We start from the raw sequence: 26,014 nt of genomic DNA, 5'->3' as shown, positions 1-26,014 counted from the left end.
TCATGCAGCGTTATTTTCTTAATGAATCAGCTGAAATAGGTAGCACGGCCGTAATTGACACAAAAGAAGATGTTCACCATATTAAAAATGTCATGAGACAGCAGCCGGGTGACGCACTGATTATTAATTTCACCAATGGAACTTATCAGGTGACGATTGATGAGATGTCCGACAAAGTGCTTGTCCGTGTAACAGAAGCGCTTGAACTGAATACAGAGCTCCCTGTTCATATCACGATAGCGAGTGGTCTGCTGAAGAATGATAAATATGAATGGATGCTGCAAAAAGCGACAGAACTAGGCGCTAGTCAGTTTATGCCGTTTCAAGGCGAATTTTCTGTCGTTAAATGGGATAACAAAAAAGCGGATAAAAAGCTTGAACGTTTCCGTAAAATCATCAAAGAAGCGGCAGAGCAGAGCTATCGGCAGCAGCTGCCCGTTATTAAATTCACTAATCATCTAAGAGAGTTAAACGGTCAGTTTGATCACGTCATCATCGCATACGAGGAAAGTGCGAAGAATCAAGAACAGCGGGCGTTTCAGCAGGCTATCAAAAATTTTAATAAAGGCGATCGTGTGCTTCTGGTCTTTGGTCCTGAGGGTGGACTCAGCCCAAAAGAAATTGAGATGGTTGACGGAATTACCGCAGGACTCGGACCGCGTATTCTGCGGGCTGAAACAGCACCGCTTTACGCATTATCCGCAATCAGTTATCATATGGAATTGCTGGGCTAAAGACAGGATTCAGTTGAATCCTGTCTTTTATCGTATCAGCCACTTGATTTTAAGATAAGAAAAATAGTAAAATGTTAAGGTTATCGAAAAGCCGAGTGATAGATAGAAATAAGAAATAAAGAGGTGGACGCTATGTCAACAGTTGCATTCCATACATTGGGCTGTAAAGTTAATCATTACGAAACAGAAGCCATCTGGCAGCTCTTCAAAGACGACGGTTATGACCGTGTCGAGTTTGAAACAAATGCCGATGTCTATGTCATCAACACTTGTACTGTAACCAATACAGGTGATAAAAAAAGTCGTCAGGTCATCCGTCGTGCGATACGACGTAACCCGGACGCAGTGATCTGTGTGACAGGTTGCTATGCGCAGACTTCATCTGCAGAAATTATGGATATCCCTGGTGTCGATATAGTAGTAGGAACACAGGACCGTCATAAAATGCTCCCTTATATCGAAGAGTTTAAGTCAGCACGCCAGCCAATCAATGGTGTGACCAATATTATGAAGAATCGGACATATGAAGAACTGGATGTTCCTTATTTCACAGACAGAACGCGTGCATCGCTCAAGATTCAGGAAGGCTGCAATAACTTCTGTACATTCTGTATTATCCCGTGGGCTCGTGGGCTTATGCGTTCTCGTAATCCGAAGGAAGTCGTTAAACAGGCAAGTCAGTTAGTAAGTGCCGGCTACCAGGAGATTGTTTTAACAGGTATTCATACTGGTGGCTACGGGGAAGACCTGAAGAATTACAATCTTGCACAGCTCCTGCGTGACCTGGAAGAGATTGATGGACTGAAACGAATTCGTATTTCTTCTATTGAAGCAAGTCAGCTGACAGATGAAGTCATTGATGTCATCGACCAAAGTGAAAAAGTGGTGCGTCACCTGCATATTCCGCTTCAGTCAGGCAGCGATACAGTTCTGAAACGGATGCGTCGTAAATATACGATGGCACACTTCTCTGAACGTCTGCAGAAGCTTCATGCGATTATGCCGGGGCTTGCTGTTACAAGTGATGTCATTGTCGGTTTCCCAGGTGAAACAGAAGAAGAGTTTATGGAAACTTATCACTTCATTGAATCTCATAAGTTTTCTGAACTGCATGTCTTCCCTTATTCCATGCGTACAGGAACACCTGCAGCCCGCATGACAGATCAGATTGATGAAGAAGTTAAAAATGAACGTGTTCATAAACTGATCAGTTTATCCGATCAGCTTGCAAAAGAATATGCGAGCAAGTTTGAGGGAGAAGTGCTGGAAGTGATTCCTGAGGAAAAAGGATCAGTTGACGGTCAGCTCGTCGGCTACACAGATAATTATCTTAAAGTTCAGTTCGAAGGCAGTGAATCACTGATCGGGGAACTGGTAAAAGTGAAGATCACTGAAGCAGGTTATCCTATGAACCACGGTCAGTTTGTCAAGGTGATGCCTAAGCATCAGACTGTCGCAATAGCCGGTAAATAAATTCACTATTGACCAGATAAATCGAGTATATTATAATATTTGAGTACATAGTTTACTATGTTTAATTAGTTCCGTTGATATTTGGAGGGAGGGAAATTTAATGTCTAAAACAGTTGTTCGTAAAAATGAATCTATTGAAGATGCTTTACGTCGTTTCAAGCGTACAGTTTCTAAAAGTGGTACAATTCAAGATGCTCGTAAACACGAATTCTACGAAAAACCAAGTGTTAAACGTAAAAAGAAATCAGAAGCTGCACGTAAACGTAAGTTCAAATAATATTTGATCTCCCTCAAATATTATCTATAGATCAGCACAGGCCGATGCCTGTGCTTTTTATTTTCTTAAAGTTTTCTTAATTTTTTGCATAATTGATATAAGATATTTCCACTTCATGTATAATAAGGATAAGGAGGTGGCTTTTTGACGTTGACATCCTATGAGATGATACTCTTGGTATTGATGATAGTAATTTTTTTAGCAGCTGTTATGCAGCTATTTTCATCCAGACTATCTGCAGCAGGTATTATTCTGATTCTGGCCTGTGCTGGTTTTGTCATCATGACAGGTTTGACCGGCGATTTGGAAATGATGTCAGTGATTCTATTTGTAGCGGGTGTCATTTTAATGATACTGGAATTATTCGTTATAGGCGCTGTTCTAGGTATTATAGGTGCATTAATGGTCTTCAGCAGTTTCCTCCTCATCGGTGAAGATATTTCAAAGATGGCAGTTTTCCTGGCAATAAGTCTGGCATTAGCATTAATGGAGTGGATAGTGATGGTCAAATTTTTTGGAAAATCTATTCCGCTTTTCAAAAATGTAATACTGACGGATTCTACGTCAAAGGAAGCGGGCTATTCCTCGCATGATGACAGAAGTCATCTTGTCGGGAAAATTGCGCTGACAATGACTCCTCTTAGACCGTCTGGCATTATCACTTTTGAAGGCAAGCGGATAGATGCGGTCAGTGAAGGGGCCTTCATCGACAAAGACCGCGAAGTCAGTATTATTTTAGTTGAAGGAACCCGAGTCGTCGTCAGAGCATTATAACAAAAGGAGTGGATAGAATGGAATGGATAGCATTGCTTATTATTTTAGGGATCATCTTAGTATTCCTGATGGTCTTATTTACGTTTGTACCGGTAGGTCTATGGATTTCAGCCCTCGCTGCAGGCGTTAAAGTGGGTATCGGCACTCTGGTCGGTATGCGATTACGTCGTGTATCACCGCGCCGTGTCATTGATCCGCTGATTAAAGCCCATAAAGCAGGTCTGCATTTAACGACCAATCAGCTTGAATCACATTATTTAGCGGGTGGTAACGTTGACCGCGTAGTTGATGCGATTATCGCAGCACAGCGTGCAGACATCAACCTGCCATTTGAAAGAGGAGCGGCAATTGACCTTGCTGGACGTGACGTACTGGAAGCGGTCCAGATGTCAGTTAACCCGAAAGTGATTGAGACACCGTTTATCGCCGGTGTAGCAATGAATGGTATCGAAGTGAAAGCAAAAGCAAGAATCACTGTACGTGCGAACATTGAACGACTCGTCGGTGGTGCAGGTGAAGAAACCATTGTCGCCCGTGTCGGCGAAGGGATTGTCTCTACAATCGGTTCAAGCCAGTCACATACTTCAGTACTTGAGAATCCGGATATGATCTCTCAGACTGTACTCGGTAAAGGTCTGGATTCTGGTACAGCATTTGAAATTCTGTCGATTGATATCGCGGATGTAGATATCGGTAAGAATATCGGTGCCGACCTGCAGACAGAACAGGCGATGGCAGATAAGAACATCGCTCAGGCGAAAGCGGAAGAACGCCGTGCAATGGCCGTTGCTCAGGAGCAGGAGATGAAAGCCCGCGTTCAGGAAATGAGAGCGAAAGTAGTTGAATCTGAAGCAGAAGTACCGCTTGCAATGGCTAGAGCTCTGCAAGAAGGTAATATCGGTGTGATGGATTACTATAACCTGAAGAACATTGAGTCAGATACAGGGATGCGTAATGCCATCAACAAGCTGACAGATCAAGGTGAGCAGACGCCGCCTAGAAAGTAGGTGGAATCCATGTCAATAGGAACGATTATATTCATTATCGGGATTATTATTACAATCGGTCAGTCGGTTGTTGAGAAGATGGGTAAGAAAGAGGACGCAAAACCTATTGTTCGTAAACTGCAGAACTTTGAAAAACGAGTTCAGCAGAATATCGATAAAATAGAGCAGACATCAGAGTCGTATAAGCCTGCTCAGCGGAAAGCACGAGAGGTTGTAAAAGAAGCTTCTCCAAGGCTTGTTCAGGAACAGAAAAAAGCTCGTCCTGAACGGATGAAAGCCATTGACCCAGTCGAGAAAGTGCTGACCGATAAGCATCTGACGCAGCAACAGAAAGCCCACCGTTTAGAAGCCATTAAAAGTCAGGACCTGACAGAGACAGACGGATTCAAGTTCGAAATTACAAATGAAAATCTGGTTCACAGTCTGATTATGGCAGAATTACTAGCACCACCTAAATCTAAAAGATAAGAGAGCATTGGCTCTCTTTTTTTGTGCTAAAATGGAGAAAAGAGGTGAGCATATGAAATTTCAGAGCCAGGGCAATCCTTTGTTTTATGGTATCACTGTGATACTGATCTCTATGCTTGTATTCTACTACTTTATCAGTTCTTTTCTCATGTTCATTTTTACATTTCTTTTGACGACCTTGTTAATTGTGATGCTTCTAAGGGAATACTATATTATCAGTCGTTTACTGACGGTTCATAGGGGGATCAGCCGTATTCAGATCGATATCATGCAGATCGAGGTGTTGAATATTGCCGTCTACGGCAGCCGGATAGGCGTTGAAATCTGCTCGAAAGGAACAGATCAGATAGTGGTCTTTCCGGTTGAAACAGAACGATTTGTTAAATTGCTGCTCAAGCGGAATCCTAAAATCTATTTACAGAATCAGCAGAACATGGATGCGGTAAGATGCAACTTGTAGTCTGCTGTGGTAAATTTAAATTAATTAATCATAAAAGGAGTTTTTGAATGCCACAGACAATCGGTATAGAAGATGTTAATGAAGCACAGGCACTTTTAGGTAACCACGATGAACATATCAATTACCTGGAAGAAGCGTTCAATGTTGAGATTCATACACGAGGTGGACAGGTGACTGTCAACGGTGATGAAGAGAATGTTGAAAAAGCAGAGGCTGTTATCATTAACTTATTGAAGGTGATTCAAAAAGGGATGAACATCTCCTTAAAAGATGTCCAGGCAGCTGCCCAGATGGCTGATAAGGGGACTGTGCACTACTTGACAGACCTCTACGATGAAGAAATAACGAAAGATGCTTTCGGTAAATCCATCCGAGCGAAAACAATGGGTCAGCGTCTTTATGTGCATCAGATCAAGAAAAATGACCTGGTCTTTGGAATTGGACCAGCTGGGACAGGTAAGACATTTCTTGCGGTTGTAATGGCGGCTAAAAGTCTCCGTGCCGGTAAAGTCAAACGCATCGTACTGACACGACCAGCTGTAGAAGCAGGTGAATCGCTCGGCTTTCTGCCTGGTGATTTAAAGGAGAAAGTCGACCCTTACCTCCGTCCGCTTTATGATGGCCTTCATCACGTCCTTGGTGCTGAACATACAGCGCGCCTTATTGAGCGCGGTGTCATTGAAGTAGCACCACTCGCTTATATGCGTGGCCGTACACTTGATGATGCCTTCATTATTCTTGATGAAGCACAGAATACGACGCATGCACAGATGAAGATGTTCCTGACTCGTCTTGGATTCGGCTCTAAAATGGTCATTACAGGAGACAAGACACAGATTGACTTACCGAAAAATACGAAAAGTGGACTGGTTGAAGCGGAAGCGCGGCTCAGCAGTGTACCAGGCATCGCTATCCAGGAATTTGAATCAGCGGATGTTGTCCGCCATCCGCTTGTCGGAAAAATAATTAAAGCATATGAGGGTGATGAATAATGCTGACAGTTGAATTTATAGATGAACATCAGACAATAGACCCGGCCTTTCTGCCGGAAGTAGAGGCATTACTGCAGTTCGCGGCAGAAGAAGAAGGGATTACCGACGAGGCAGAAGTTGCTGTGTCATTTGTGACGAGTGAAGAGATCCAGGAGATTAACCGTCAGTACCGCGATAAAGACAGTGTCACAGATGTGATCAGCTTCGCGCTTGAAGAGGGTGAGGATGATTTTGAAGATCCTTCAGAAATAAGAGTGCTGGGTGATATTATCATCTGTATTGAGCGTGCTAAAGAACAGGCACAGGATTATGGACATTCTTTTGAACGTGAACTCGGTTTTCTTTCGCTTCATGGTCTACTCCACTTGCTGGGCTATGATCATATGACCGAAGAAGAAGAGAAAGTCATGTTCGGCCGCCAGGACAATATTTTATCTGCATACGGACTGACACGAGATCAATGATGAAACGATTTATCTATCCGCTGCAGGGTTTTTTTACTCTGCTGAAAAAAGATCGTAATTTTATTCTGCATTTAATCGCTGGATTTCTCGTTGTGCTGGCAGGTCTGTTTTTTAGACTGACGACTTTGGAATGGCTTTTTGTCATCATTGCCATATTCACGGTGCTCGTCGTTGAAGTCCTGAATACATCTGTTGAGTATGTAGTGGATCTGGTCACAGAGGACTACCACGAGCTTGCGAAGCATGCGAAAGATACTGCGGCATTTGCTGTCGTTTTAGCCAGCTTGATGAGTGCATTGATAGGTCTTATCATTTTTATCCCTTATATTTTAATGCTGGTAGATTAAGGAGGAAACAACATGGAATTCAAACAGGAATGGTACGAAGAAGTCAGAAATGCGCAGAAAAATGCCTATACACCTTATTCAAAGTTTAACGTCGGTGCCTATCTCGTCGCTAAAGACGGAACTACTTTTCATGGCTGTAATGTAGAAAATGCGGCATACGGCGAAGCGATCTGTGCAGAACGGACAGCGCTTGTATCAGCGATTGCCAAAGGCTACCGTCCCGGTGATTTTGCAGCGATAGTGGTGACAACAGATACAGAAAAACCTTCTTCTCCTTGCGGTGCATGCCGCCAGGTGATTAATGAATTGTGTGACGATGACATGCCAGTCTTTATGACTAATCATACAGGTGATGTCATTGAGAGAACAGTAGCAGATTTACTGCCTCTTGGTTTCTCAGGAAAGGATTTGAATTAATGACAGCTTTTAAATCAGGGTTTGTTGCGATTATCGGACGCCCGAATGTAGGAAAATCGACTTTTATGAACCGAGTGCTGGGTCAGAAAGTCGCTATCATGTCAGACAAGGCACAGACGACTCGTAACAAAGTCCAGGGTGTTCTGACGACAGATGACGCACAGATCATTTTTATTGATACGCCGGGTATTCATAAACCGAAGCACGTCCTCGGTGATTATATGATGAAAGTCGCGAAGAACACACTCCGTGAAGTCGATGCGATTCTGTTTATGGTCAATGTCGAAGAAAGTATCGGCCGTGGCGATGAGTTTATCATTGAGATGCTCAAAAACAGTAAGACACCCGTATTCCTGGTACTGAATAAAATAGACCTTATCCATCCGGACGAGCTGATTTCAGAGATTGAGAAGTACAAGGATTTACTGCCTTTCGCTGAAATTGTACCGATTTCTGCCTTACAGGGCAATAATGTGGAGACATTAGTGAACGTGATCAGCGGTTATCTGCCAGAAGGACCAATGTACTATCCAAAAGATCAGATTTCTGATCACCCGGAACACTTCATCGTTGCAGAGCTGATTCGTGAAAAAGCACTGCACTTAACGAGCCAGGAAATTCCGCACGCTATCGGTGTCAATGTTGAGAAGATGCTGCGCGAAGACGATGACAAAGTAAAAGTTGAAGCGACTATCTACGTTGAACGTGATTCTCAAAAAGGGATTGTCATCGGTAAGCAGGGTAAAATGCTTAAGGAAATCGGTATCCGGGCACGTCAGGATATCGAGCGTCTATTAGGTTCTAAAGTCTATCTTGAGTTGTGGGTGAAAGTACAGAAAGACTGGCGAAACAAGCCGAATTTCATTAGACAGATCGGCTATCGTGAAGACGAGTATTAATGCTGAATAAAGTGAATGGCATCGTCTTAAGACGTGTCCCTTATGGTGATTCACATTTAATCATCACTTTTCTTGCCGAACATGGTCGCAAAATCGCAGTCATGGCCAGAAATGCTCGTAAATCAAAGAAATTTGGTTCATCACTTGATCTGTTTTATGAGAATTTATTCATATTCTCACAGTTCAAAGGAATGGGCACACTGACTTCTGTAGATACATTTAATAGTCACTATGCACTCAGAAGTGATCTTTATCAATTGACCTATGCTCAGTATATGGCAGAGCTGATTGATCGGTCGCTTGAAGAAGACGAAGAGAATAAGTTCTGCTATACGCTCCTCAAGTTTGGTCTTGATAAGATTTCTGAAGGGCATGACCCTGCTGTTATCGCACTGATTGTCGGCCTGAAAATGATGCAGCTGTACGGGTACCAGCCTAACTTCTACATGAGTGAAGTTGATCAATCGACAGACGCACGAGAATTCACTGCTTATTCTTTTAAGTATAACAGCGTGTTGACAGCGAGACAGCTTGAGCAGGATCCGCATGCGATACGGATCTCAAACCGTGCGCTTTATCTACTCAACTTGCTTACTAATCTCCCGCTAGAACAGTTCAGTCAGATCAATATCAGCGGGGATACGATTAAAGAGATGGAACAGTTGGTCTTCAAGATGTATGATGAGTATACAGGGGTCTATCTTAAATCTCGTAAAATACTTGAACAACTATAAAAAACCGTCAGACTTTTAAAGTCTGACGGTTTTTCAGCTTAAAACTTAATTTTTTCATTCAGGAAGTTTTTCACTTCTGAGATTGGCATACGAATCTGTTCCATTGTATCGCGGTCACGAACAGTAACTTGATTGTCTTCAAGAGAATCGAAGTCGAATGTGATACAGAACGGTGTACCGATTTCATCTTGTCGACGGTAACGTTTACCGATTGACTGGCTTTCATCAAAATCGATATTGAAATCTGCACTCAGTTCTTCAAACACTTTTAATGCATCCTGCGATAACTTTTTGCTGAGCGGTAAAATCGCTGCTTTATAAGGTGCAAGCGCAGGGTGGAAACGCATAACAGTACGTGTATCGTCACCTTCAAGCTGTTCTTCAGTGTAGGCATCACATAAAAATGCAAGTGTCACACGGTCAGCACCAAGAGAAGGTTCGATGACGTACGGTAAATATTTTTCGTTTGTTTCAGGATCGTGGTAAGTGAAATCATCGCCTGAGTGTTCCATATGTTTTCTCAGGTCGAAGTCTGTACGGCTGGCAATACCCCATAGTTCACCCCAGCCGAACGGGAATTTATATTCGATGTCTGTTGTCGCATTTGAGTAGTGAGACAGTTCATCTTCATCATGATCACGAAGTTTCGTGTTTTCTTCTTTGATGCCGAGAGTTTTCAGCCAGTTGGCAGCGAAATCTTTCCAGTAATTCTGCCATTCGATTTCAGTACCTGGCTTACAGAAGAACTCAAGTTCCATCTGTTCAAATTCTCGTGTACGGAATGTGAAGTTACCTGGTGTAATTTCATTACGGAATGATTTACCGATCTGACCGATACCGAAAGGCAATTTTTTACGCATTGAACGTTGTACGTTTTTATAGTTGACGAAGATACCTTGTGCCGTCTCAGGACGTAAAAAGATTTCATTCGTTGAATTCTCAGTCACGCCCTGGAACGTCTTGAACATTAAGTTGAACTGACGGATATCTGTCCAGTTAGCTGTACCTGATTCGGCACAGACGATACCTTTATCATCGATGAACTGTTTCATTTCGTCAAAGCTCATACCATCAGCGATGAAATGTTCATCACCTTCAACGTCATGCATATAGTCTTCGATCAGTTTATCAGCCCGATAACGGATTTTTGAATCCTTGTTGTCGATCATCGGATCATTAAAGTTAGATAAATGACCACTTGCCTCCCAAGTCTTAGGGTTCATCAGAATAGCGGCATCCAGACCGACATTATAAGGGGACTGCTGGATAAATTTCTGCCACCATGCTTTTTTCACATTGTTCTTCAGTTCGATACCAAGCGGGCCATAGTCCCAAGTGTTTGCAAGACCGCCGTAGATCTCACTACCCGGAAATACAAAGCCGCGATGTTTGGCTAAAGCTACGATTGTTTCCATGTTTGTCATAATCAAAACCTCCTATAATTTTAGCGAATAAAAAAAGTCCCAAGGCATATATGCCTTGGGACGAGTATATTTTACCCGCGGTTCCACCCAAATTAGTGTTTCCACTCATCTTTAATATTCAACTCATCAGGCCAATTCATTGTTAAGCTTGCACCATCCTTAACTCGCTTACAAAGAATATATCATGTTTTTGTATGGAGGACAATATTTATGTCGATTCATTGTTTTTAGCCCATTTAAGTCGTATAATATATTTATCTAATTATGTCTTAATAGGGGTGCTGACTATCGAACTGAACAAAAGGCAGAATAAAATACTGCAAATCGTGAAAAACAATGGCCCCATTACCGGTGAAAAGATAGCTGAACAGCTCAATTTAACTCGCGCGACTTTAAGACCGGATCTTGCGATTCTGACGATGGCAGGATATCTGGATGCGAGACCTCGTGTAGGCTATTTCTATACGGGCAAATCCAGTACACAGTTGTTATCTGAATCGATCAAGAAATTTTATGTCAAAGACTTCCAATCACTGCCTTCCTTAATTAAGGAAGACGTTTCTGTTTATGAGGCCATCACTAAGATGTTCCTCGATGATGTCGGAACTTTATTTATTATGAACCAGGCAAATGAACTGGTCGGAGTCTGCTCAAGAAAAGACTTACTTAGAGCAACCATGGGCGGTCAGGATGTGCATGCGACCCCTGTCAATATCATCATGACACGGATGCCGAATATTGCAGTGGTCTTTCCGGACGATTTGCTCTTATATGCAGCCAATCTGCTTATCGACCGGGAAATAGACTCGCTGCCTGTCGTCACTCAGAAAGGTTCTGCTTTTGAAGTCACTGGCCGTATTACAAAAACAACCATCACACGTGCTTTTGTAGCACTGATAGAAGATGAATAGGAGACTCATTATGGATGAAATCAGATTGATTATTGCATCAGACTCTGTCGGTGAAACAGCTGAACTTGTCACGAAAGCCTGTACTTCACAGTTTAACCAGTTTGGCAAAGCGCTTGATACTGTCAGATTGCCTTACATTGAAACACATGAAAATGTGGATGAAGTGATATCTATAGCGAAAGAACAGCAGTCAATTGTAATCTATACACTTGTTAAGCCTGCAATCCGTAAGTATATGAAAGAACAGTTAGAAGAAAATCAATTGAAACACGTGGACATCATGGGTCCGCTCATGACGATCCTGACAGAAGAGTTGAATGAACAGCCGCTTAATGAACCGGGCATGGTACATAAACTGGATGAAGACTACTTTAAGAAGATCGAAGCGATAGAATTTGCTGTTAAATATGATGACGGACGTGATCCGAGGGGACTGACGAAGGCGGATATCGTTTTAATTGGTGTATCCAGAACATCTAAGACACCTCTTAGCCAGTATCTTGCGCATAAACGTTATAAAGTGATGAATGTACCGCTCGTGCCGGAAGTCGATCCACCAGAACTGTTATTTAATATCGATCCAGCGAAATGTATCGCACTTAAAATAGATCCAGAAAAGCTCAATGCCATTCGTAAAGAGAGACTGGTGCAGTTAGGATTAAATGATGATGCCAGCTACGCACAGGATCAGCGCATTCATGAAGAACTTGCTTATTTCGAAAAAGTCGTTTCAAGAATCGACTGTCCAGTCATCGACGTTTCCAATAAAGCAATAGAAGAAACGGCAAATGAAATTATTAAAATCGTCACATCAAGAAGAAGTTCTAAATTGTAAGTAGGTGACACATTGCAAATCAATCAAGAAACAATCAATGAAATCAGAGAGAAAAATGATATTCTCAGTCTGGTCAGCCAATATGTAAAACTTGAAAAAAGGGGACGAAACTATGTCGGTTTATGTCCCTTTCATGATGAAAAAACCCCGTCATTCTCAGTCTCACCTGAAAAACAGATCTGTCATTGCTTCGGTTGTAAAAAAGGAGGCAATGTTTTTCAATTTTTAGAGCAGATTGAGAATATCTCTTTTGTTGAAGCGGTCAGACGGCTCGGTGAAAATGTTGGTATAGAAGTAGCAGGGGAACAGAAGGTCGTTGTCGCAAATGACAATATGAAGATGATTGAGATGCACGAACTGCTGCGCGATTATTATCATTACGTGCTTAAAGCGATTAAAGAAGCGGAGCCGGCACTACAATATCTTTATGACCGTGGCTTTACTGATGAACTCATCAATCAGGAGAAAATAGGGTACAGTCCGGATATCAGCCACTTTGCTAATGACTTTTTAGAGAAAAGAGGATTTGACAAAGCACTCGCATATGAAGCGGGTCTCTTGTCCCGGAATGAGGAAAACTTCACTTACTATGACCGATTCCGCGACCGGATTATGTTTCCTATCAATAACGCTCAGGGCCATACCGTAGGCTTTTCAGGTAGAACCTATAAAGACCAGCAACCGAAATACCTCAACAGTCCTGAGACACCGATATTCCAGAAAAGGCAGCTTCTCTATCATCTGGATGTTGCGCGAAAATCTATCCGTAAACAAGATGAAGTACTGCTGTTAGAAGGCTTCATGGATGTCATTAAAGTGAATCATGCGGGTCTTTCGAATGCTATTGCGACGATGGGTACGGCACTCAGCCTTGAGCACCAGCTTCAGCTGAAGAAGCTGGCTGATAATATAACGCTAATGTTTGACGGTGACAATGCGGGAGTCGAAGCGACTCTAAGCGTGGGTGAGACACTCTTAAATGCAGGCAGCAATGTCTACGTCGTCCCTCTCCGTAAAGGGATGGATCCTGATGAGATGATCAAGGAGACGGGCCAGGAGCGATTTGTCAGTTATGTGGAACATAATAAGATTGCTTTTGTCAGCTTTAAAATGAGGCAGATGACCCATGAAGTTGCTTCAAATGATTTAGTTTACGAACAGAAACTAAATGAAATCGTTCAAAACATCGGACTTGTTAAATCACCGGTCATCCGTAAAAAAATATTGCATGAAGCAAGCGAATTGTTTAAAGTGGACTTTGACAGTCTTAATTTTGAGGTTTCCAAATATATACCAAAACGTGAACAAGTGGTAACGAGTCCTGTTCAGCAGGTGTCGTATTCTAAGCAGGAACGCGCTGAACGTACGGTGCTCAAGCATTTCTTTATGGATAAGACACTGTTTATGAAGATGCAGGACGCACTGACTCTCAATCACTTCAAAAAGCCTGCACATCAGACGATATATGAGGCGCTAACAGGGTATTATACTACGGAGGATGAATTTCAAATCAGTCAGTTTCTTTCAGGGGTAAGTTCCGAATCACATAGTGACGTTATCTCGATAGACGACATGATGATTAATGAACATCCTTCGATTGAAGAAATCAATGATTATATCTATGTGATTCACGCGCAGCAGGAAGAAAAACGAACGCTTCAGGAACTGAAAAAAGAACTGAAACAAGCTGTGGCAGAAGGCGATATTGAGAATAGAAATCGTCTCATGCAGCAGATTATTATATTGAACCGACAAAAAAAGCAGTCATGATATTAGGAGGCAATGTGTATGGCAGTTAAGAAAACCGTAGCAGATGTTGCTCTTTCATTAGAGCAGATAAAAGCACAGTTAATAGAAACAGGTAAAAAGAACGGGCAGCTCAGCCATGAGGAGATTGCAGATAAACTGCAGAACTTTGACATGGATGCAGATATGATGGATGAATTCTTTGAGACCATCACGGAGAATGACATTACATTAATCAATGAAAAAGATGCTCAGGATACAGATGAAAAACTCAATTTGAATGATTTATCAGCGCCTCCAGGTGTTAAAATTAATGATCCGGTTCGTATGTACTTAAAAGAGATTGGACGCGTTAACCTTTTAAGTGCTGCAGAAGAAGTGGAACTGGCTAAAAGAATTGAACAAGGCGATGAAGAAGCGAAAGCACGTCTCGCTGAAGCAAACTTACGTCTTGTAGTCAGTATCGCTAAACGTTATGTAGGCCGAGGCATGCTTTTCCTTGATTTAATCCAGGAAGGGAACATGGGTCTGATTAAAGCGGTAGAGAAATTTGATTTCACTAAAGGGTTTAAATTCTCTACTTATGCGACTTGGTGGATTCGTCAGGCGATCACTCGTGCCATCGCTGACCAGGCGCGTACGATTCGTATCCCTGTTCATATGGTTGAAACAATCAATAAACTGATTCGTGTACAGCGTCAGTTATTGCAGGATTTAGGCCGTGACCCTTCTCCTGAAGAAATCGGAGAAGAGATGGACCTGCCGCCTGAAAAAGTCAGAGAGATTCTGAAAATTGCACAGGAACCTGTGTCACTTGAAACGCCAATTGGTGAGGAAGATGATTCTCATTTAGGAGACTTTATTGAAGACCAAGATGCACAGAGTCCTGCTGATCACGCCGCTTATGAGCTCTTAAAGGAACAGCTCGAGGATGTCCTTGATACACTGACAGACCGTGAGGAAAATGTACTCCGTCTACGTTTCGGTCTTGATGACGGCCGAACTCGTACACTTGAAGAAGTAGGTAAAGTATTTGGTGTGACACGTGAACGTATCCGCCAGATTGAAGCGAAGGCACTTCGTAAACTCCGTCACCCTTCGAGAAGTAAACGACTCAAAGACTTTATGGATTAAAATTGTGAAAAGACTTTGACAATGCGCATTTTTAATATAAAATAGATATGTATATGGTCACTATAAAGGGAGGTAAAATTTAATGAATCGTAATCCAGTTGTTCCATTCATTTTAATCCTACTTATGGGCGTAGGTTTAATTTTCTTCATGTCAGCTCAAGCAGCTAACCATGAAAAAGAAGATGCTGAAGGTGGAGAAGGCGGCGCTAAAACTGAACAGAAGTTTGATGCAGCGGCTTTCGCTAAAGATAACTGTACTTCTTGTCACGGTCAAAACCTTGAAGGTGCGATGGGTCCTAAATTAGCAGGTAATACAAAAAAACCTGAAGAAATGAAAAAGATCATCCGTGAAGGTAAAGGCGCAATGCCAGCTCACGATGAATCAGTCATCGCTGACAAAGACTTAGATACACTTGTTAAGTACTTAAAAGAAGCAAAATAATAAAACTAAAAAAATCTTTTGCCGCGGCAAAAGATTTTTTTGTTAGGAGTATTATATGATTGGTACTAGACTTAAGAAAGTAGCAGATTACGTAAAAGGCACAACACTTGCTGATATCGGCTCAGATCATGCATATCTGCCTATTTATCTGATGCAGCAGCATCAAATAGAGCAGGCAGTAGCTGGAGAAATAGTAGAAGGGCCGTTCCAGGCAGCTGTCCGCAATGTCCGTAGTGAAGGGCTGTCGCATAAGATTCAGGTACGGATGGGGTCAGGACTTGAAGTCATCGAAAATGGTGAAGTCGACTGCATCACTATCTGTGGTATGGGGGGGCCGTTGATCAGTGATATTCTGCTCGCTGGCCGTTCAAAGCTTGAATCTAAACCCCGTCTTATTCTGCAGAGTAATATCCATTCAGAGGCGGTCAGACATGCCCTGCAGTCACTCGGCTATCAAATCGTAGCTGAGGAAATCATTAAAGAGAAGAAACATATCTATGAGATTATAGTCGCTGAAGAAGGTGTAATGGCGCTGACTGAAGCAGAAATGAAGTTTGGCCCACTGCTGCTTAGAGAACAGTCAGAGACTTTCAATGAAAAGTGGCAGAAGGATTATCAGCACCTGACAGCAATCCTTGAGACGATTAAAGACAAACCATTGCAGCAGGAGAAGAAAGAAGAAATCGAAAGACAGCTTAAACTTTACCGGGAGGCGATTCATTTTGCTGATTAAAGAGCTTCTGAAACTGATTGATGCTGAAATTCCGTTTAAGAAATCAGAAAGCTGGGATAATGTCGGTCTTCTGATCGGCGATATGTCTAGTGAAGTGACAGGCATTCTGACAACACTTGACTGTACACTTGAAGTCGTACAGGAAGCGGTGGATAAAAACTGTAATACCGTCATTGCACATCACCCGCTTATTTTCTCCGGTATTAAAAGAATTGAGAATCAAGGCTACGGTGCTGTTATCCATGCGCTGATTAAAAATGACTTACAGTTGATTGCTATGCATACAAATCTGGATGCTTATGATCAAGGTGTCAGTGCCATGATTGCTGACAAAATTGGTCTGACAAAGCAGCAGATTCTATTGCCGGCGGAACGTGAAATGGCCAAACTGCAGATTTTTGTGCCGCGTGAAGATGTGGAGTCACTCAAACAGGCACTTGCGCAAGTCGGTGTCGGTCAGATAGGAGACTATAGTGACTGTTTCTTCCAACTAGAAGGACAGGGGCAGTTCCGGCCTAACGCATCAGCTTCACCTTATATCGGCACGAGCAATCAGCTTGAAGTTGTTGAGGAGATGAAGCTTGAATGTGTCTTCGAGCCTCATTTGCAGAAGAAAGTAGAAGAAACAATCCATTCTGCTCATCCGTACGAGGAACCAGCCTATGATATATATCGCTTTCAAGCAACGGATCAATTCGGTACTGGTATTCGCGGGGAACTGGCATCCAGTGTAAGTGTTATAGAATGGCTGACATCTGTAAAAGAGCAGCTTAATATTGAGACGCTTAGACTGATAGGAGATAGCAGTAAAATGATTCGCACTGTCGGCATCATCAGCGGGGCAGGCGTAAGTTATATGAAAGAAGTCGCTGCAACGGGTGTGGACTTATTTCTGACAGGTGATATCAAATATCATGAAGCTCACGATTTACTGATGGCGGGACTTCTGACTGCTGATATTGAGCATTATTCTGAACAGGTCATGATTGAAGGATTAAAGGAATTACTTCAGTCATTTGACAGTAAACTGAATGTACATGCTTCTGAACAATCCACTAATCCATTTAAAGCCATCTAAAAAAGACATTCGTCATGTGACGAATGTCTTTTTATAATGTCTGTACGGGCTTTGGATTCTTGATTTTCGGCAGAATTTTCTCTGTCGGAACCGCTGATACTGCAGGAAGATTGCCGGGTTCAGCTGGATTATATTTCGAGATGAAATCAATGACTTCCTTAACAATAGGTGTCGGCGTAGAAGCGCCGGCTGTCACTGCGACTGTTTTTTTCCCGTCAAGCCATTCCAGCTTCAGTTCGCTGATGTCAGAGATGCGGTAGGCTTCTGTATGTGCGATTTCCTGAGAGACCTGAGCCAGACGGTTGGAGTTATTGCTCTTTGGGTCGCCGACTACAATCAGAATATCAGCCTGATCAGCTTGATTGGCTACTGCTTCCTGACGGACTTGAGTCGCGAGGCAGATTTCCTTATGCACTTCGATATGTGGAAATTTTTTCTGCAGTTCCACCATCAGATGAGAAACATCCCACTGTGACATCGTTGTCTGATTGGTCACAATCAGCTTATGGTCTTTCAGTGCAACGTCAAGGGCAGCGATATCATCTGTATTCTCGACGAGATGCACGATGTCCGGTGCGACGCCGACCGCACCTTCTGGTTCAGGATGTCCTTTTTTGCCGATATAGATGACATGGTAACCTTCCGCTTTTTTGCTGCGGATAAGCGCATGTGTATTCTCAACATCCGGACAGGTAGCATCGATACAGACCAGTCCTTTTTCTTTAGCACGTTTCTTGACTTCAGGTGATACACCGTGAGCGGTGAAGATGACAGTACCTGAATCAATCTTCTCCAGAATTTCTAGTCTGTTGGGACCGTCCAGTGTGATGATGCCATCACTTTCAAAAGCATCAGTCACGTGTTTGTTATGCACGATCATACCGAGAATATATATAGGGCGTGGCAGATTTTTATCAAGCGACGCATTGCGGGCGATAATCATCGCATCGACAACGCCGTAACAGTAGCCACGAGGTGTTATTTTAACGATATCCATATGGATGACCTCCTTATGTCTTCAGTATAGCAATTTCATGCCGGCAATTAAACTATCTTTAACCGCTACTTTCCGCTATAATACTTAAGATGAAGAAATAAAGGAGGATAACAATGGCTAAACATCCATTTGAAAATTTTGAACTTTCATCTGAATTGATAGAAGCGGTGAAAGATCTTAATTTTGATCAGCCCACTGAAATCCAGAGACGTGTCATTCCAAAACTGACACGAGGCATTAACTTAATCGGACAATCCCAGACAGGAACAGGGAAATCACATTCGTTCCTGCTGCCCTTAATCGACCGTATTGATCCGTCTGTGCATGAGCCGCAGGTTATTATACTTGCTCCAACACGAGAACTGGCGAAACAGCTGTACGATGCAGCACAGCATCTGCTCGGTTTTAAAGAAGAAATCAAAGCAGGTCTTTACATCGGCGGTACGGATAAACAGAAAGATATCCAGAAATCGAAAATAGAACCACAGCTCATCATCGGTACGCCGAACCGTATCAATGATATGGCAGAAGAACATGCACTGAAACTGCACCTTGCAAAATCAATTGTTATTGATGAAGCAGACTTAATGATTGACCTCGGTTTTATGCCGATGGTGGACTCTATTGCAGCACGTCTCGGAGAAGAAGCTCAGATTGCTGTCTTCTCTGCCACTATTCCAAAAGCGCTGCATCCTTTCCTGAACAAATATTTGACGCAGCCTGAATTCGTAGAGATCGACCCGATGGAGAAAACGAATAAGAATATCGAGTTTTTCCTTATTCCGACTAAATCCAATGATAAAAAAGAGAAACTGGTTGAAGTCATGTCAACAATCAATCCATATCTCTGTATTATTTTTGCGAACAGTCGTGAACGTGCAGATGAAGTACTGAATCATCTGGCAGACCAAGGAATTAAGGCAGGTATTATTCACGGCGGACTCACACCTCGTGAACGTGTTCAGCAGATGAAACGGATTAAACAGCTGGACTTCCAGTTCGTTGTAGCATCAGACCTTGCATCACGCGGTATTGATATTGAAGGGGTCAGTCATGTCATCAACTATGATATTTCGCAGGACGTCGACTTCTTTACACACCGCGTCGGACGAACAGGACGTGGTAATTATAAAGGGACGGCGATTACCCTTTATACACCAGAAGAAGAAGATCTGATCAATCAGATTGAGAAAAAAGGATTTACTTTTATTCACGCTGATACAAAATCAGGTGAACTAAAAGAAATCAAAGACCGTACTCAGCGTTCCGGACGTAAAAAGCAGGAAGATAATATCGAACAGAAGCTGAAACATAAAGTAAAGAGTAAAAAGAAAGTTAAACCAGGCTATAAGCGTAAATTCCGTTATGAGTTAGACCAGCTGAAACGCAATGAAAAGAAATCATTTGCGAAACGTCGCAATAAAGAAGCCCGTAAGAAATAGGAGGTCTATAGATGCTAATAGGTTCACACGTGTCGATGAGCGGTAAAAAAATGCTGCTTGCTGCATCTGAAGAAGCAGCATCATACGGCGCATCAACCTTTATGATATATACAGGTGCACCGCAGAACACGAGAAGAAAACCGATTGAAGACTTAAATATCGAGGCAGGACTTGCGCATATGCAGGCAAATGGACTGTCAAACATCGTGGTCCATGCACCCTATATCATCAATATTGCCAACACCGTTAAGCCTGAAGTTTTCGAACTGGGTGTCGAATTCCTGCAGAAAGAGATTGAACGAACAGAAGCGCTCGGTGCAAAAGATATTGTGCTGCATCCTGGTGCGCATGTCGGTGCAGGTGAAGATGCCGGAATTCATAAGATTATTGAAGGACTGAATGAAGTGCTGACCAATCAGAATGATGTGCGTATCGCACTTGAGACGATGGCTGGTAAAGGTTCTGAATGCGGGAAGACTTTTGAAGAACTCGCACAGATTATAGAGGGTGTTCACAACAATGAACGTCTATCAGTCTGTTTCGATACGTGCCATGTACATGATGCAGGGTACGATATCATCAATGACTTTGACGGTGTATTGGAAGAGTTTGACCGCATCGTAGGTCTTGACCGCATCAAAGTCGTCCATGTCAATGATAGTAAAAATGTGCAGGGCGCACGTAAAGACCGTCATGAAAACTTCGGTTTCGGGGAAATCGGATTTGAAGCATTAGAACGTGTTGTTAAACATGAAGCTTTTAGTGAAATTCCAAAGATTCTCGAGACACCCTATGTCGGAGAAGATAAAAAAAATAAGAAGCCACCTTATCGCTTTGAAATAGAGATGATTAAAAACGGCGAGTTCGACCCGGCGTTACTCGAAAAGATTATGGCTCAATAAGTTTTTTGCGCAAGGATGAGATTTCATCCTTGCGTTTTCATTACGATTTACATTAAGATAGATGGTATTGGAAAATAGAGAGGTGACAAATGGAACCTGTATTTGAAGTCAAACACATAGATTATCGCTATCCAGATAAAAAAGCACTTCAGGATATCAATCTTAAAATATACCCGGGGGATTTTCTGGCAATAGTCGGGCCAAATGGTTCCGGCAAGTCTACACTACTTAAGCTGATACTAGGTATTCTTCAGCTGCAGTCAGGAGAAATTCTTGTTAACGGGGAACCTTTGAATCAGCAGAAGTCTGAACGAATTGGCTATGTCTCACAGAAAGCGAATTCGGGTAACACAGGTTTCCCTGCTTCTGTCCGAGAAGTGATTTTGAGTGGACTGATTCAGGAAAAAAAGTTGTTCCAGCGTTTTAAAAAGCAGGACCGGGAACGGGTCAATCAGATGATGGAACGTTTAAATATTGAACATCTGGCAGACAAAAATATTTCGCAGTTATCAGGGGGTCAACAGCAGCGCGTCTTTATCGCTAGAGCGCTGATTTCAAATCCAAGTATATTGATATTAGATGAACCAACAGTTGGAATAGATGCAAAACATGTCGCAGATTTCTATCAACTACTGTCTCGACTGAAGTCTGAAGGCATCACTATTCTGATGGTCACGCATGATATCGGTGTCGTTGCCGATACGGCGACCAATGTGGCCTGCTTAAATCAGCACTTGCATTTCCACGGTACTATTCAGCAGTTTAAATCACTGGACGAAGTGGAAATTTCTAAAATATATGGTCATCCGGTTCAGTTTGTTGACCATAGTCACGAAAGGGAGTGTTGTTTATGATCGATGCACTCCTGAATTTCGATTTCATGCGCTATTCATTTCTCTGTGGCATGCTGATCGGTATTCTTGCACCTTTAATCGGGACATTTATAGTGGTCAGAAGATTGTCGCTGATTGCGGATGCGCTCAGTCATGTCACGCTCGGTGGTATTTCGTTTGGTATGCTGGCCGCAAAATGGCTTGCGCCTGTCGCCATCAGTCCCATCTGGTTTGGCATCCTATTTTCAGTGACAGGTGCACTGCTCATCGAAAGACTGAGAAGTGTCTATAAGCACTACCAGGAACTGTCGATTCCGATAATTATGTCGCTGGGTATCGGTCTCAGCGTTGTCTTTATTTCACTTGCTGATGGCTTTAACCAGGACTTGTTCGGCTACTTATTCGGCAGTATCAGCGCAGTGACACTAGCTGATCTGTTAACAATCGTAGCTATATTCATCATCGTCGTGTTGTTTATATTCTTACTCTATAAAGAGTTGTTTATGCTCTCGTTTGACGAGGAATATGCACAGATTATCGGCGTCCCTAAATATCTGCATGTTCTTTTCATGCTGATGGTCGCACTAGTTATTTCGGCATCGATGCGTATCGTCGGCATTCTGCTGGTCAGCAGTCTGATCACATTGCCGGTTGCAAGCGCGATGAGATTTGCGAGAGGGTACAAGGAACTGATGTTATGGAGTGTTATCTTCGGAGAAGGATCAGTGATTTTAGGTTTGATCTTTGCTTTTTATCTTAATATTTCACCAGGAGGCGTCATTGTTTTACTGCTTATCGTCATCCTGCTTTGTGCCATACTTTATCAGAAAAAACGAGAACAAGGAGGAATGCTGGATGAAAACTGAAGAAGCGATTAATATTTTAAAAGAAAATGGTTACAAATACACAGATAAAAGACGTGATATGATCACTATTTTTGCGGATGCAGATAAATACATTACAGCAAAGCAGGTGCAGCTTGAAATGCATCAGACGTATCCAGGTATTTCATTCGATACTGTCTACCGTAACCTTCATCTATTCGCAGAACTCGGTATAGTAGAAGCGACAGAGTGGAATAATGAAAAACAGTTTAGACTTTCCTGTACGAAACATCATCATCATCATTTCATATGTGAATCATGCGGCCAGACAAAAGTCATTGACTACTGCCCGATCAATACGTTTAAATCAGAGCTGCCGGGAGTCGAGATTAAACGTCACAAAATTGAAGTATATGGTTTATGTGAAAAATGTCATTAAAAAAGGAAGCTATCAGAGGATAGCTTCCTTTTTTATAATGTGCTGAGAATTTTTTTAGCTTCATTCCAGGTAAAAACGCGGTGGACATTCTCCGGAAGTGCGCTTTGATTGTAAGGGGTATCGAATAAAATAACAGGAATGTCTAGTTCACGATTGATATCGATGGCATTATCCAACTTGTCCTCAAAAAAGACATCGACATGGTGCTGTCTAGCAGCTTCAATCTTATCGTGACTGCCTGTCAGCTCGATATGATGAAAAGGAACGTCGTGTTTTTCAAACCAGTCAGTTGTCACTCGGTCCAGATAATCATAGCGAGCACTGATGTAATAAAGCTCATACTGCTCTGACCATTCCTTCAGAACAGGGATTGCACCTTCTGCGACAGGGGAGTGTGTATAGATCTCTTCCTGATTGGCCATAAACCAGTCGTACATCTCTTCATCAGACTTATTCAGAACGACGCCTAAATCATAAGCCGTAATATCTTCATATTTGATGTCTGATCCGAATGAACGCTGCAAGTAAGGAACTAAAGCGGTCGGACAGGTCACTGTCCCGTCTATATCAATACCGAGTCGTTTAATTTTTTGCAAGTTCTTCTTCCTGTTTCTTAAAATATTCTTCAGCAAGTTTATCGATTTCTTTCTTCAGTTCTTCCACCATCGTTTCTTCTGGTACTTTACGTACGGTTTTCCCTTTCATAAAGAGAAGACCTTCTCCACGTGCACCGGCAATACCGATATCTGCCTCACGTGCTTCACCAGGACCATTTACAGCACAACCCAGAACAGCTACTTTCAGCGGTGCTTTGATAGTTGAAATATAATCCTCTACTTCATTTGCGATAGAAATCAGATCGATTTCGATACGGCCACAAGTCGGGCATGAGATCAATGTTGCTGCATTGCTGGCAAGACCAAATGATTTAAGTAGTTCTCTTGCTACTTTCACTTCTTCAACAGGATCTGCTGATAATGACACGCGAAGCGTATTACCAATACCGAGACTCATGATAGCACCAAGACCCGCTGCAGATTTTACAGTGCCGGCGAATAGTGTACCACTTTCTGTGATACCGAGGTGAAGGGGATAATCAAAAGCTTGAGCAGCTTTCGTATAGGCTTCAATTGCGAGACTGACATCACTTGCTTTCATTGAGACGATAATGTCATGGAAATCAAGGTCTTCCAGAATTTTAATATGATGCAGCGCACTCTCAACCATACCGTCTGCTGTTGGATAGCCATATTTCTTCAGGATGTGCTTTTCAAGAGAGCCGGCATTAACCCCGATACGGATTGGAATTCCTTTTGCTTTACAGGCTTTAACGACTTCTTCCACTTTTTCACGGCGACCGATATTCCCTGGATTAATACGGATTTTATCAGCTCCGCCTTCAATCGCAAGAAGAGCGAGCTTATAATCAAAGTGAATATCAACAACTAACGGAATATCAATTCTTTTTTTGATTTCAGCGATAGCGAGCGCATCTTCTTCTTTTGGGCAGGCGACACGTACAATCTGACAGCCTGCTTCTTCTAGACGCTTGATTTCAGCGACAGTTGCTTCAACATCATGTGTCTTAGTCGTCGTCATACTTTGGATAACCAGTTCGTTGGAGCCTCCAATAGTAAGATTACCTACTTTGACTGGACGGGTTTTGCTTCTATGTGTAATTTCAGACATAATGATGTCTCCTTTTAATTGGTTTGACGTGCTTTTTTAATCACGGGCAGGTGATAGATAGCTAGACACGTAAGTAAAATTATTATACACCATGATAGAGGATAGGTTAAAGTATTCGGTACTAGTATACCGGTATATTGTATAAGAACGGCTGGCGTTAACAGGAAAGTCGTTATTTTCAGCCAGTTCATATAGCGTGATTTTTTGCGTAAGACAAGGGCGGCTAAATGAGCGACAAGACTGATGGATGCCAATTTAATAAGGATGATAAAGAGCTGTATCAAGATAAGTGCAACCGTAATAAGACCGAAATAAAAATAAATAGATGAAGAAAATGTCGTCAGTGTTTCCAGCATAGATTCTCTATCTGTTATCGTACTAAAGTTATGGTAGGATATAGGGTCAATCCCTTTGATCATGATATGTTCTTTACTGAACGTAAATTGATCGCTTGAAAGGCCCGAGCTCTGCTCTGTAAAAGTGACAGTGCCGTTGTTTAAATGAATCACTGTATCCTGATGCTGAGGCAGACTAAGTTTTGCGTTTTTTATAGTGAAATCAGGTATGGCTTCTGACTTGTCTGCAATAAGCTGTGACAGTGAAGTCATCGACTGAAAAAACTGACTCGCTGCAGGTGCTGCAAGTAATGCACTGAGTATAAACAAGTGCAGAAAAATATATCTGAGCGGTGTAGTGCGATATAAAGCATATTTTTTTGGCTTAAATAGCCGTGTGAGTGCAAGCTGATACTTCAATAGAATCTCCTCCATCTGAAAACTTACCATACAACGTGCAAATGTGCTATTGATTATTACAAGCAAAGTAGTTGAGCCGAAAATAAAAGCTTGCTATGATAAATATGTACTTAATACAGAGGAGGATGAATAATATGGCTTTTGAATTACCACAATTACCATATGCATATGATGCATTAGAACCACACATCGATAAAGAAACAATGGAGATTCATCATACGAAACATCACAACACATACGTAACAAATTTAAACGCAGCAGTAGAAGGTACAGAATATGCTGATCAATCAATCGAAGAATTAAACAAAAACATCGATTCATTACCAGCTGATCTGAAAACAGCTGTACAAAACAATGGTGGCGGACACTATAACCACTCATTATTCTGGCAACTGTTATCAGCTGAAGGTGGCGAACCTAAAGGTGAAGTTTTAGAAGCAATCAATGCTAAATTCGGTTCTTTCGAGAAATTCCAGGAAGAATTTGCGACAGCAGCAACGAAACGTTTCGGTTCTGGCTGGGCTTGGCTTGTTGTCAATAACGGTGAACTTGAAATCACTTCTACACCAAATCAGGACAACCCATTAAAAGAAGGTAAAACGCCTATCTTAGGTTTAGATGTATGGGAACATGCATACTACTTAAACTATCAGAACAAACGTCCTGACTACATCAAATCATTCTGGAATGTAGTCAACTGGGATAAAGTTAACGAATTATATAACGCTGCAAAATAATAAATGAAGAGGCTTCGGCCTCTTTTTTTGTCTAAAGATAGAAATCG

The 26,014-nt window shown here is 42.2% G+C and carries 31 protein-coding genes; 26 read left to right on the top strand and 5 right to left on the bottom strand.

Annotation, left to right across the window (positions count from 1 at the left end):
* Window positions 1–2: 2 nt before the first annotated feature.
* The 13 genes from MGG13_RS07060 to recO all read left to right on the top strand — a co-directional run bounded on the left by MGG13_RS07060 (window position 3) and on the right by recO (window position 9,046).
* Complete coding sequence (locus MGG13_RS07060) at window positions 3–734, top strand: 16S rRNA (uracil(1498)-N(3))-methyltransferase (protein ID WP_239034426.1); 732 nt, start codon at window positions 3–5, stop codon at window positions 732–734.
* A gap of 132 nt (window positions 735–866) precedes the next feature.
* A complete protein-coding gene (mtaB, locus tag MGG13_RS07055; protein WP_239034425.1) occupies window positions 867–2,207 on the top strand; it encodes a tRNA (N(6)-L-threonylcarbamoyladenosine(37)-C(2))-methylthiotransferase MtaB in 1,341 nt (446 codons plus the stop codon).
* Window positions 2,208–2,307: 100 nt separating this feature from the next.
* Complete coding sequence (gene rpsU, locus MGG13_RS07050; protein ID WP_133417242.1) at window positions 2,308–2,484, top strand: 30S ribosomal protein S21; 177 nt, start codon at window positions 2,308–2,310, stop codon at window positions 2,482–2,484.
* 165 nt (window positions 2,485–2,649) lie between these two features.
* Window positions 2,650–3,258 (top strand): NfeD family protein, encoded by a 609-nt coding sequence (locus tag MGG13_RS07045; RefSeq protein ID WP_476703336.1) that lies wholly within the window; start codon window positions 2,650–2,652, stop codon window positions 3,256–3,258.
* Window positions 3,259–3,275: 17 nt separating this feature from the next.
* Complete coding sequence (floA, locus tag MGG13_RS07040) at window positions 3,276–4,265, top strand: flotillin-like protein FloA (RefSeq protein ID WP_239034423.1); 990 nt, start codon at window positions 3,276–3,278, stop codon at window positions 4,263–4,265.
* Window positions 4,266–4,274: 9 nt separating this feature from the next.
* Window positions 4,275–4,733, top strand: coding sequence for a hypothetical protein (locus tag MGG13_RS07035; RefSeq protein WP_239034422.1), 459 nt, complete (start codon window positions 4,275–4,277; stop codon window positions 4,731–4,733).
* A gap of 52 nt (window positions 4,734–4,785) precedes the next feature.
* On the top strand, window positions 4,786–5,193 hold the full coding sequence (locus MGG13_RS07030; RefSeq protein ID WP_239034421.1) for a PH domain-containing protein: 408 nt from the start codon (window positions 4,786–4,788) through the stop codon (window positions 5,191–5,193).
* A 47-nt stretch (window positions 5,194–5,240) separates the two neighbouring features.
* Window positions 5,241–6,185: a PhoH family protein gene (locus MGG13_RS07025; protein ID WP_133431622.1), complete on the top strand. Its 945-nt coding sequence runs from the start codon at window positions 5,241–5,243 to the stop codon at window positions 6,183–6,185.
* Entirely contained in the window at window positions 6,185–6,649 is a 465-nt protein-coding gene (gene ybeY, locus MGG13_RS07020; RefSeq protein ID WP_239034420.1) for an rRNA maturation RNase YbeY, read from the top strand. Before MGG13_RS07025 ends, ybeY begins: the two co-directional genes overlap by 1 nt.
* Window positions 6,649–6,996, top strand: coding sequence for a diacylglycerol kinase family protein (locus MGG13_RS07015; protein WP_239034419.1), 348 nt, complete (start codon window positions 6,649–6,651; stop codon window positions 6,994–6,996). The genes ybeY and MGG13_RS07015 overlap by 1 nt, the downstream gene beginning before the upstream one ends.
* Window positions 6,997–7,008: 12 nt before the next feature.
* Complete coding sequence (cdd, locus tag MGG13_RS07010; protein WP_133431619.1) at window positions 7,009–7,413, top strand: cytidine deaminase; 405 nt, start codon at window positions 7,009–7,011, stop codon at window positions 7,411–7,413.
* Complete coding sequence (gene era / locus MGG13_RS07005) at window positions 7,413–8,312, top strand: GTPase Era (RefSeq protein ID WP_133431618.1); 900 nt, start codon at window positions 7,413–7,415, stop codon at window positions 8,310–8,312. Before cdd ends, era begins: the two co-directional genes overlap by 1 nt.
* Window positions 8,312–9,046 carry a DNA repair protein RecO gene (gene recO, locus MGG13_RS07000; protein WP_133431617.1) on the top strand — a complete coding sequence of 245 codons (735 nt, stop codon included), beginning with the start codon at window positions 8,312–8,314 and terminating at the stop codon, window positions 9,044–9,046. Before era ends, recO begins: the two co-directional genes overlap by 1 nt.
* A 38-nt stretch (window positions 9,047–9,084) precedes the next feature.
* On the opposite strand, the gene MGG13_RS06995 is transcribed toward recO, so the two are convergent.
* Window positions 9,085–10,473 carry a glycine--tRNA ligase gene (locus MGG13_RS06995; protein ID WP_133431702.1) on the bottom strand — a complete coding sequence of 463 codons (1,389 nt, stop codon included), beginning with the start codon at window positions 10,471–10,473 and terminating at the stop codon, window positions 9,085–9,087.
* A 275-nt stretch (window positions 10,474–10,748) separates the two neighbouring features.
* On the opposite strand from MGG13_RS06995, the gene ccpN reads away from it, so the two are divergent.
* The 7 genes from ccpN (at window position 10,749) to MGG13_RS06960 (ending at window position 17,349) form a co-directional block, all read left to right on the top strand.
* Complete coding sequence (ccpN, locus tag MGG13_RS06990; RefSeq protein ID WP_165983086.1) at window positions 10,749–11,381, top strand: transcriptional regulator CcpN; 633 nt, start codon at window positions 10,749–10,751, stop codon at window positions 11,379–11,381.
* A 10-nt stretch (window positions 11,382–11,391) separates the two neighbouring features.
* Complete coding sequence (locus MGG13_RS06985) at window positions 11,392–12,216, top strand: pyruvate, water dikinase regulatory protein (RefSeq protein ID WP_239034418.1); 825 nt, start codon at window positions 11,392–11,394, stop codon at window positions 12,214–12,216.
* Window positions 12,217–12,228: 12 nt separating this feature from the next.
* Complete coding sequence (dnaG, locus tag MGG13_RS06980) at window positions 12,229–13,986, top strand: DNA primase (RefSeq protein WP_239034417.1); 1,758 nt, start codon at window positions 12,229–12,231, stop codon at window positions 13,984–13,986.
* 18 nt (window positions 13,987–14,004) lie between these two features.
* Window positions 14,005–15,096: an RNA polymerase sigma factor RpoD gene (rpoD, locus tag MGG13_RS06975; RefSeq protein ID WP_239034416.1), complete on the top strand. Its 1,092-nt coding sequence runs from the start codon at window positions 14,005–14,007 to the stop codon at window positions 15,094–15,096.
* A gap of 82 nt (window positions 15,097–15,178) precedes the next feature.
* Window positions 15,179–15,538, top strand: coding sequence for a c-type cytochrome (locus tag MGG13_RS06970; RefSeq protein WP_239034415.1), 360 nt, complete (start codon window positions 15,179–15,181; stop codon window positions 15,536–15,538).
* 55 nt (window positions 15,539–15,593) lie between these two features.
* Entirely contained in the window at window positions 15,594–16,271 is a 678-nt protein-coding gene (locus MGG13_RS06965) for a tRNA (adenine(22)-N(1))-methyltransferase (RefSeq protein WP_239034414.1), read from the top strand.
* On the top strand, window positions 16,261–17,349 hold the full coding sequence (locus MGG13_RS06960) for a Nif3-like dinuclear metal center hexameric protein (RefSeq protein WP_239034413.1): 1,089 nt from the start codon (window positions 16,261–16,263) through the stop codon (window positions 17,347–17,349). Before MGG13_RS06965 ends, MGG13_RS06960 begins: the two co-directional genes overlap by 11 nt.
* 31 nt (window positions 17,350–17,380) lie before the next feature.
* Here the strand turns inward: MGG13_RS06960 and MGG13_RS06955 are convergent, their stop codons facing one another.
* On the bottom strand, window positions 17,381–18,346 hold the full coding sequence (locus MGG13_RS06955; protein WP_239034412.1) for a 4-hydroxy-3-methylbut-2-enyl diphosphate reductase: 966 nt from the start codon (window positions 18,344–18,346) through the stop codon (window positions 17,381–17,383).
* Between the two features lie 113 nt (window positions 18,347–18,459).
* On the opposite strand from MGG13_RS06955, the gene MGG13_RS06950 reads away from it, so the two are divergent.
* The 5 genes from MGG13_RS06950 (at window position 18,460) to MGG13_RS06930 (ending at window position 22,786) form a co-directional block, all read left to right on the top strand.
* Complete coding sequence (locus tag MGG13_RS06950) at window positions 18,460–19,788, top strand: DEAD/DEAH box helicase (protein ID WP_239034411.1); 1,329 nt, start codon at window positions 18,460–18,462, stop codon at window positions 19,786–19,788.
* Between the two features lie 11 nt (window positions 19,789–19,799).
* On the top strand, window positions 19,800–20,690 hold the full coding sequence (locus tag MGG13_RS06945) for a deoxyribonuclease IV (protein ID WP_239034410.1): 891 nt from the start codon (window positions 19,800–19,802) through the stop codon (window positions 20,688–20,690).
* Between the two features lie 89 nt (window positions 20,691–20,779).
* On the top strand, window positions 20,780–21,544 hold the full coding sequence (locus MGG13_RS06940) for a metal ABC transporter ATP-binding protein (RefSeq protein ID WP_133431606.1): 765 nt from the start codon (window positions 20,780–20,782) through the stop codon (window positions 21,542–21,544).
* On the top strand, window positions 21,541–22,389 hold the full coding sequence (locus MGG13_RS06935; protein ID WP_239034409.1) for a metal ABC transporter permease: 849 nt from the start codon (window positions 21,541–21,543) through the stop codon (window positions 22,387–22,389). Before MGG13_RS06940 ends, MGG13_RS06935 begins: the two co-directional genes overlap by 4 nt.
* Window positions 22,379–22,786 (top strand): Fur family transcriptional regulator, encoded by a 408-nt coding sequence (locus tag MGG13_RS06930; protein ID WP_133431604.1) that lies wholly within the window; start codon window positions 22,379–22,381, stop codon window positions 22,784–22,786. Before MGG13_RS06935 ends, MGG13_RS06930 begins: the two co-directional genes overlap by 11 nt.
* 32 nt (window positions 22,787–22,818) lie before the next feature.
* On the opposite strand, the gene MGG13_RS06925 is transcribed toward MGG13_RS06930, so the two are convergent.
* The 3 genes from MGG13_RS06925 to MGG13_RS06915 are packed head-to-tail and all read right to left on the bottom strand — an operon-like array spanning window position 22,819 to window position 25,260.
* Complete coding sequence (locus MGG13_RS06925; RefSeq protein ID WP_133431603.1) at window positions 22,819–23,382, bottom strand: LNS2 domain-containing protein; 564 nt, start codon at window positions 23,380–23,382, stop codon at window positions 22,819–22,821.
* Window positions 23,369–24,466, bottom strand: a complete 1,098-nt coding sequence (ispG, locus tag MGG13_RS06920; RefSeq protein WP_208001754.1) for a flavodoxin-dependent (E)-4-hydroxy-3-methylbut-2-enyl-diphosphate synthase — start codon at window positions 24,464–24,466, stop codon at window positions 23,369–23,371. Before ispG ends, MGG13_RS06925 begins: the two co-directional genes overlap by 14 nt.
* Before the next feature lie 23 nt (window positions 24,467–24,489).
* A complete protein-coding gene (locus tag MGG13_RS06915; protein ID WP_239034408.1) occupies window positions 24,490–25,260 on the bottom strand; it encodes a DUF1189 family protein in 771 nt (256 codons plus the stop codon).
* A gap of 104 nt (window positions 25,261–25,364) precedes the next feature.
* Between MGG13_RS06915 and MGG13_RS06910 the strand changes: the two genes are divergently transcribed.
* Window positions 25,365–25,967 (top strand): superoxide dismutase, encoded by a 603-nt coding sequence (locus MGG13_RS06910; protein WP_239034407.1) that lies wholly within the window; start codon window positions 25,365–25,367, stop codon window positions 25,965–25,967.
* The last annotated feature ends 47 nt before the right edge of the window (window positions 25,968–26,014 follow it).

This window comes from Macrococcus brunensis (genome assembly GCF_022343725.1).
GTDB lineage: Bacteria > Bacillota > Bacilli > Staphylococcales > Staphylococcaceae > Macrococcus > Macrococcus brunensis.
Note: the sequence above shows the minus strand (reverse complement) of the source record. Positions and strands in the feature narration are given on the sequence as shown.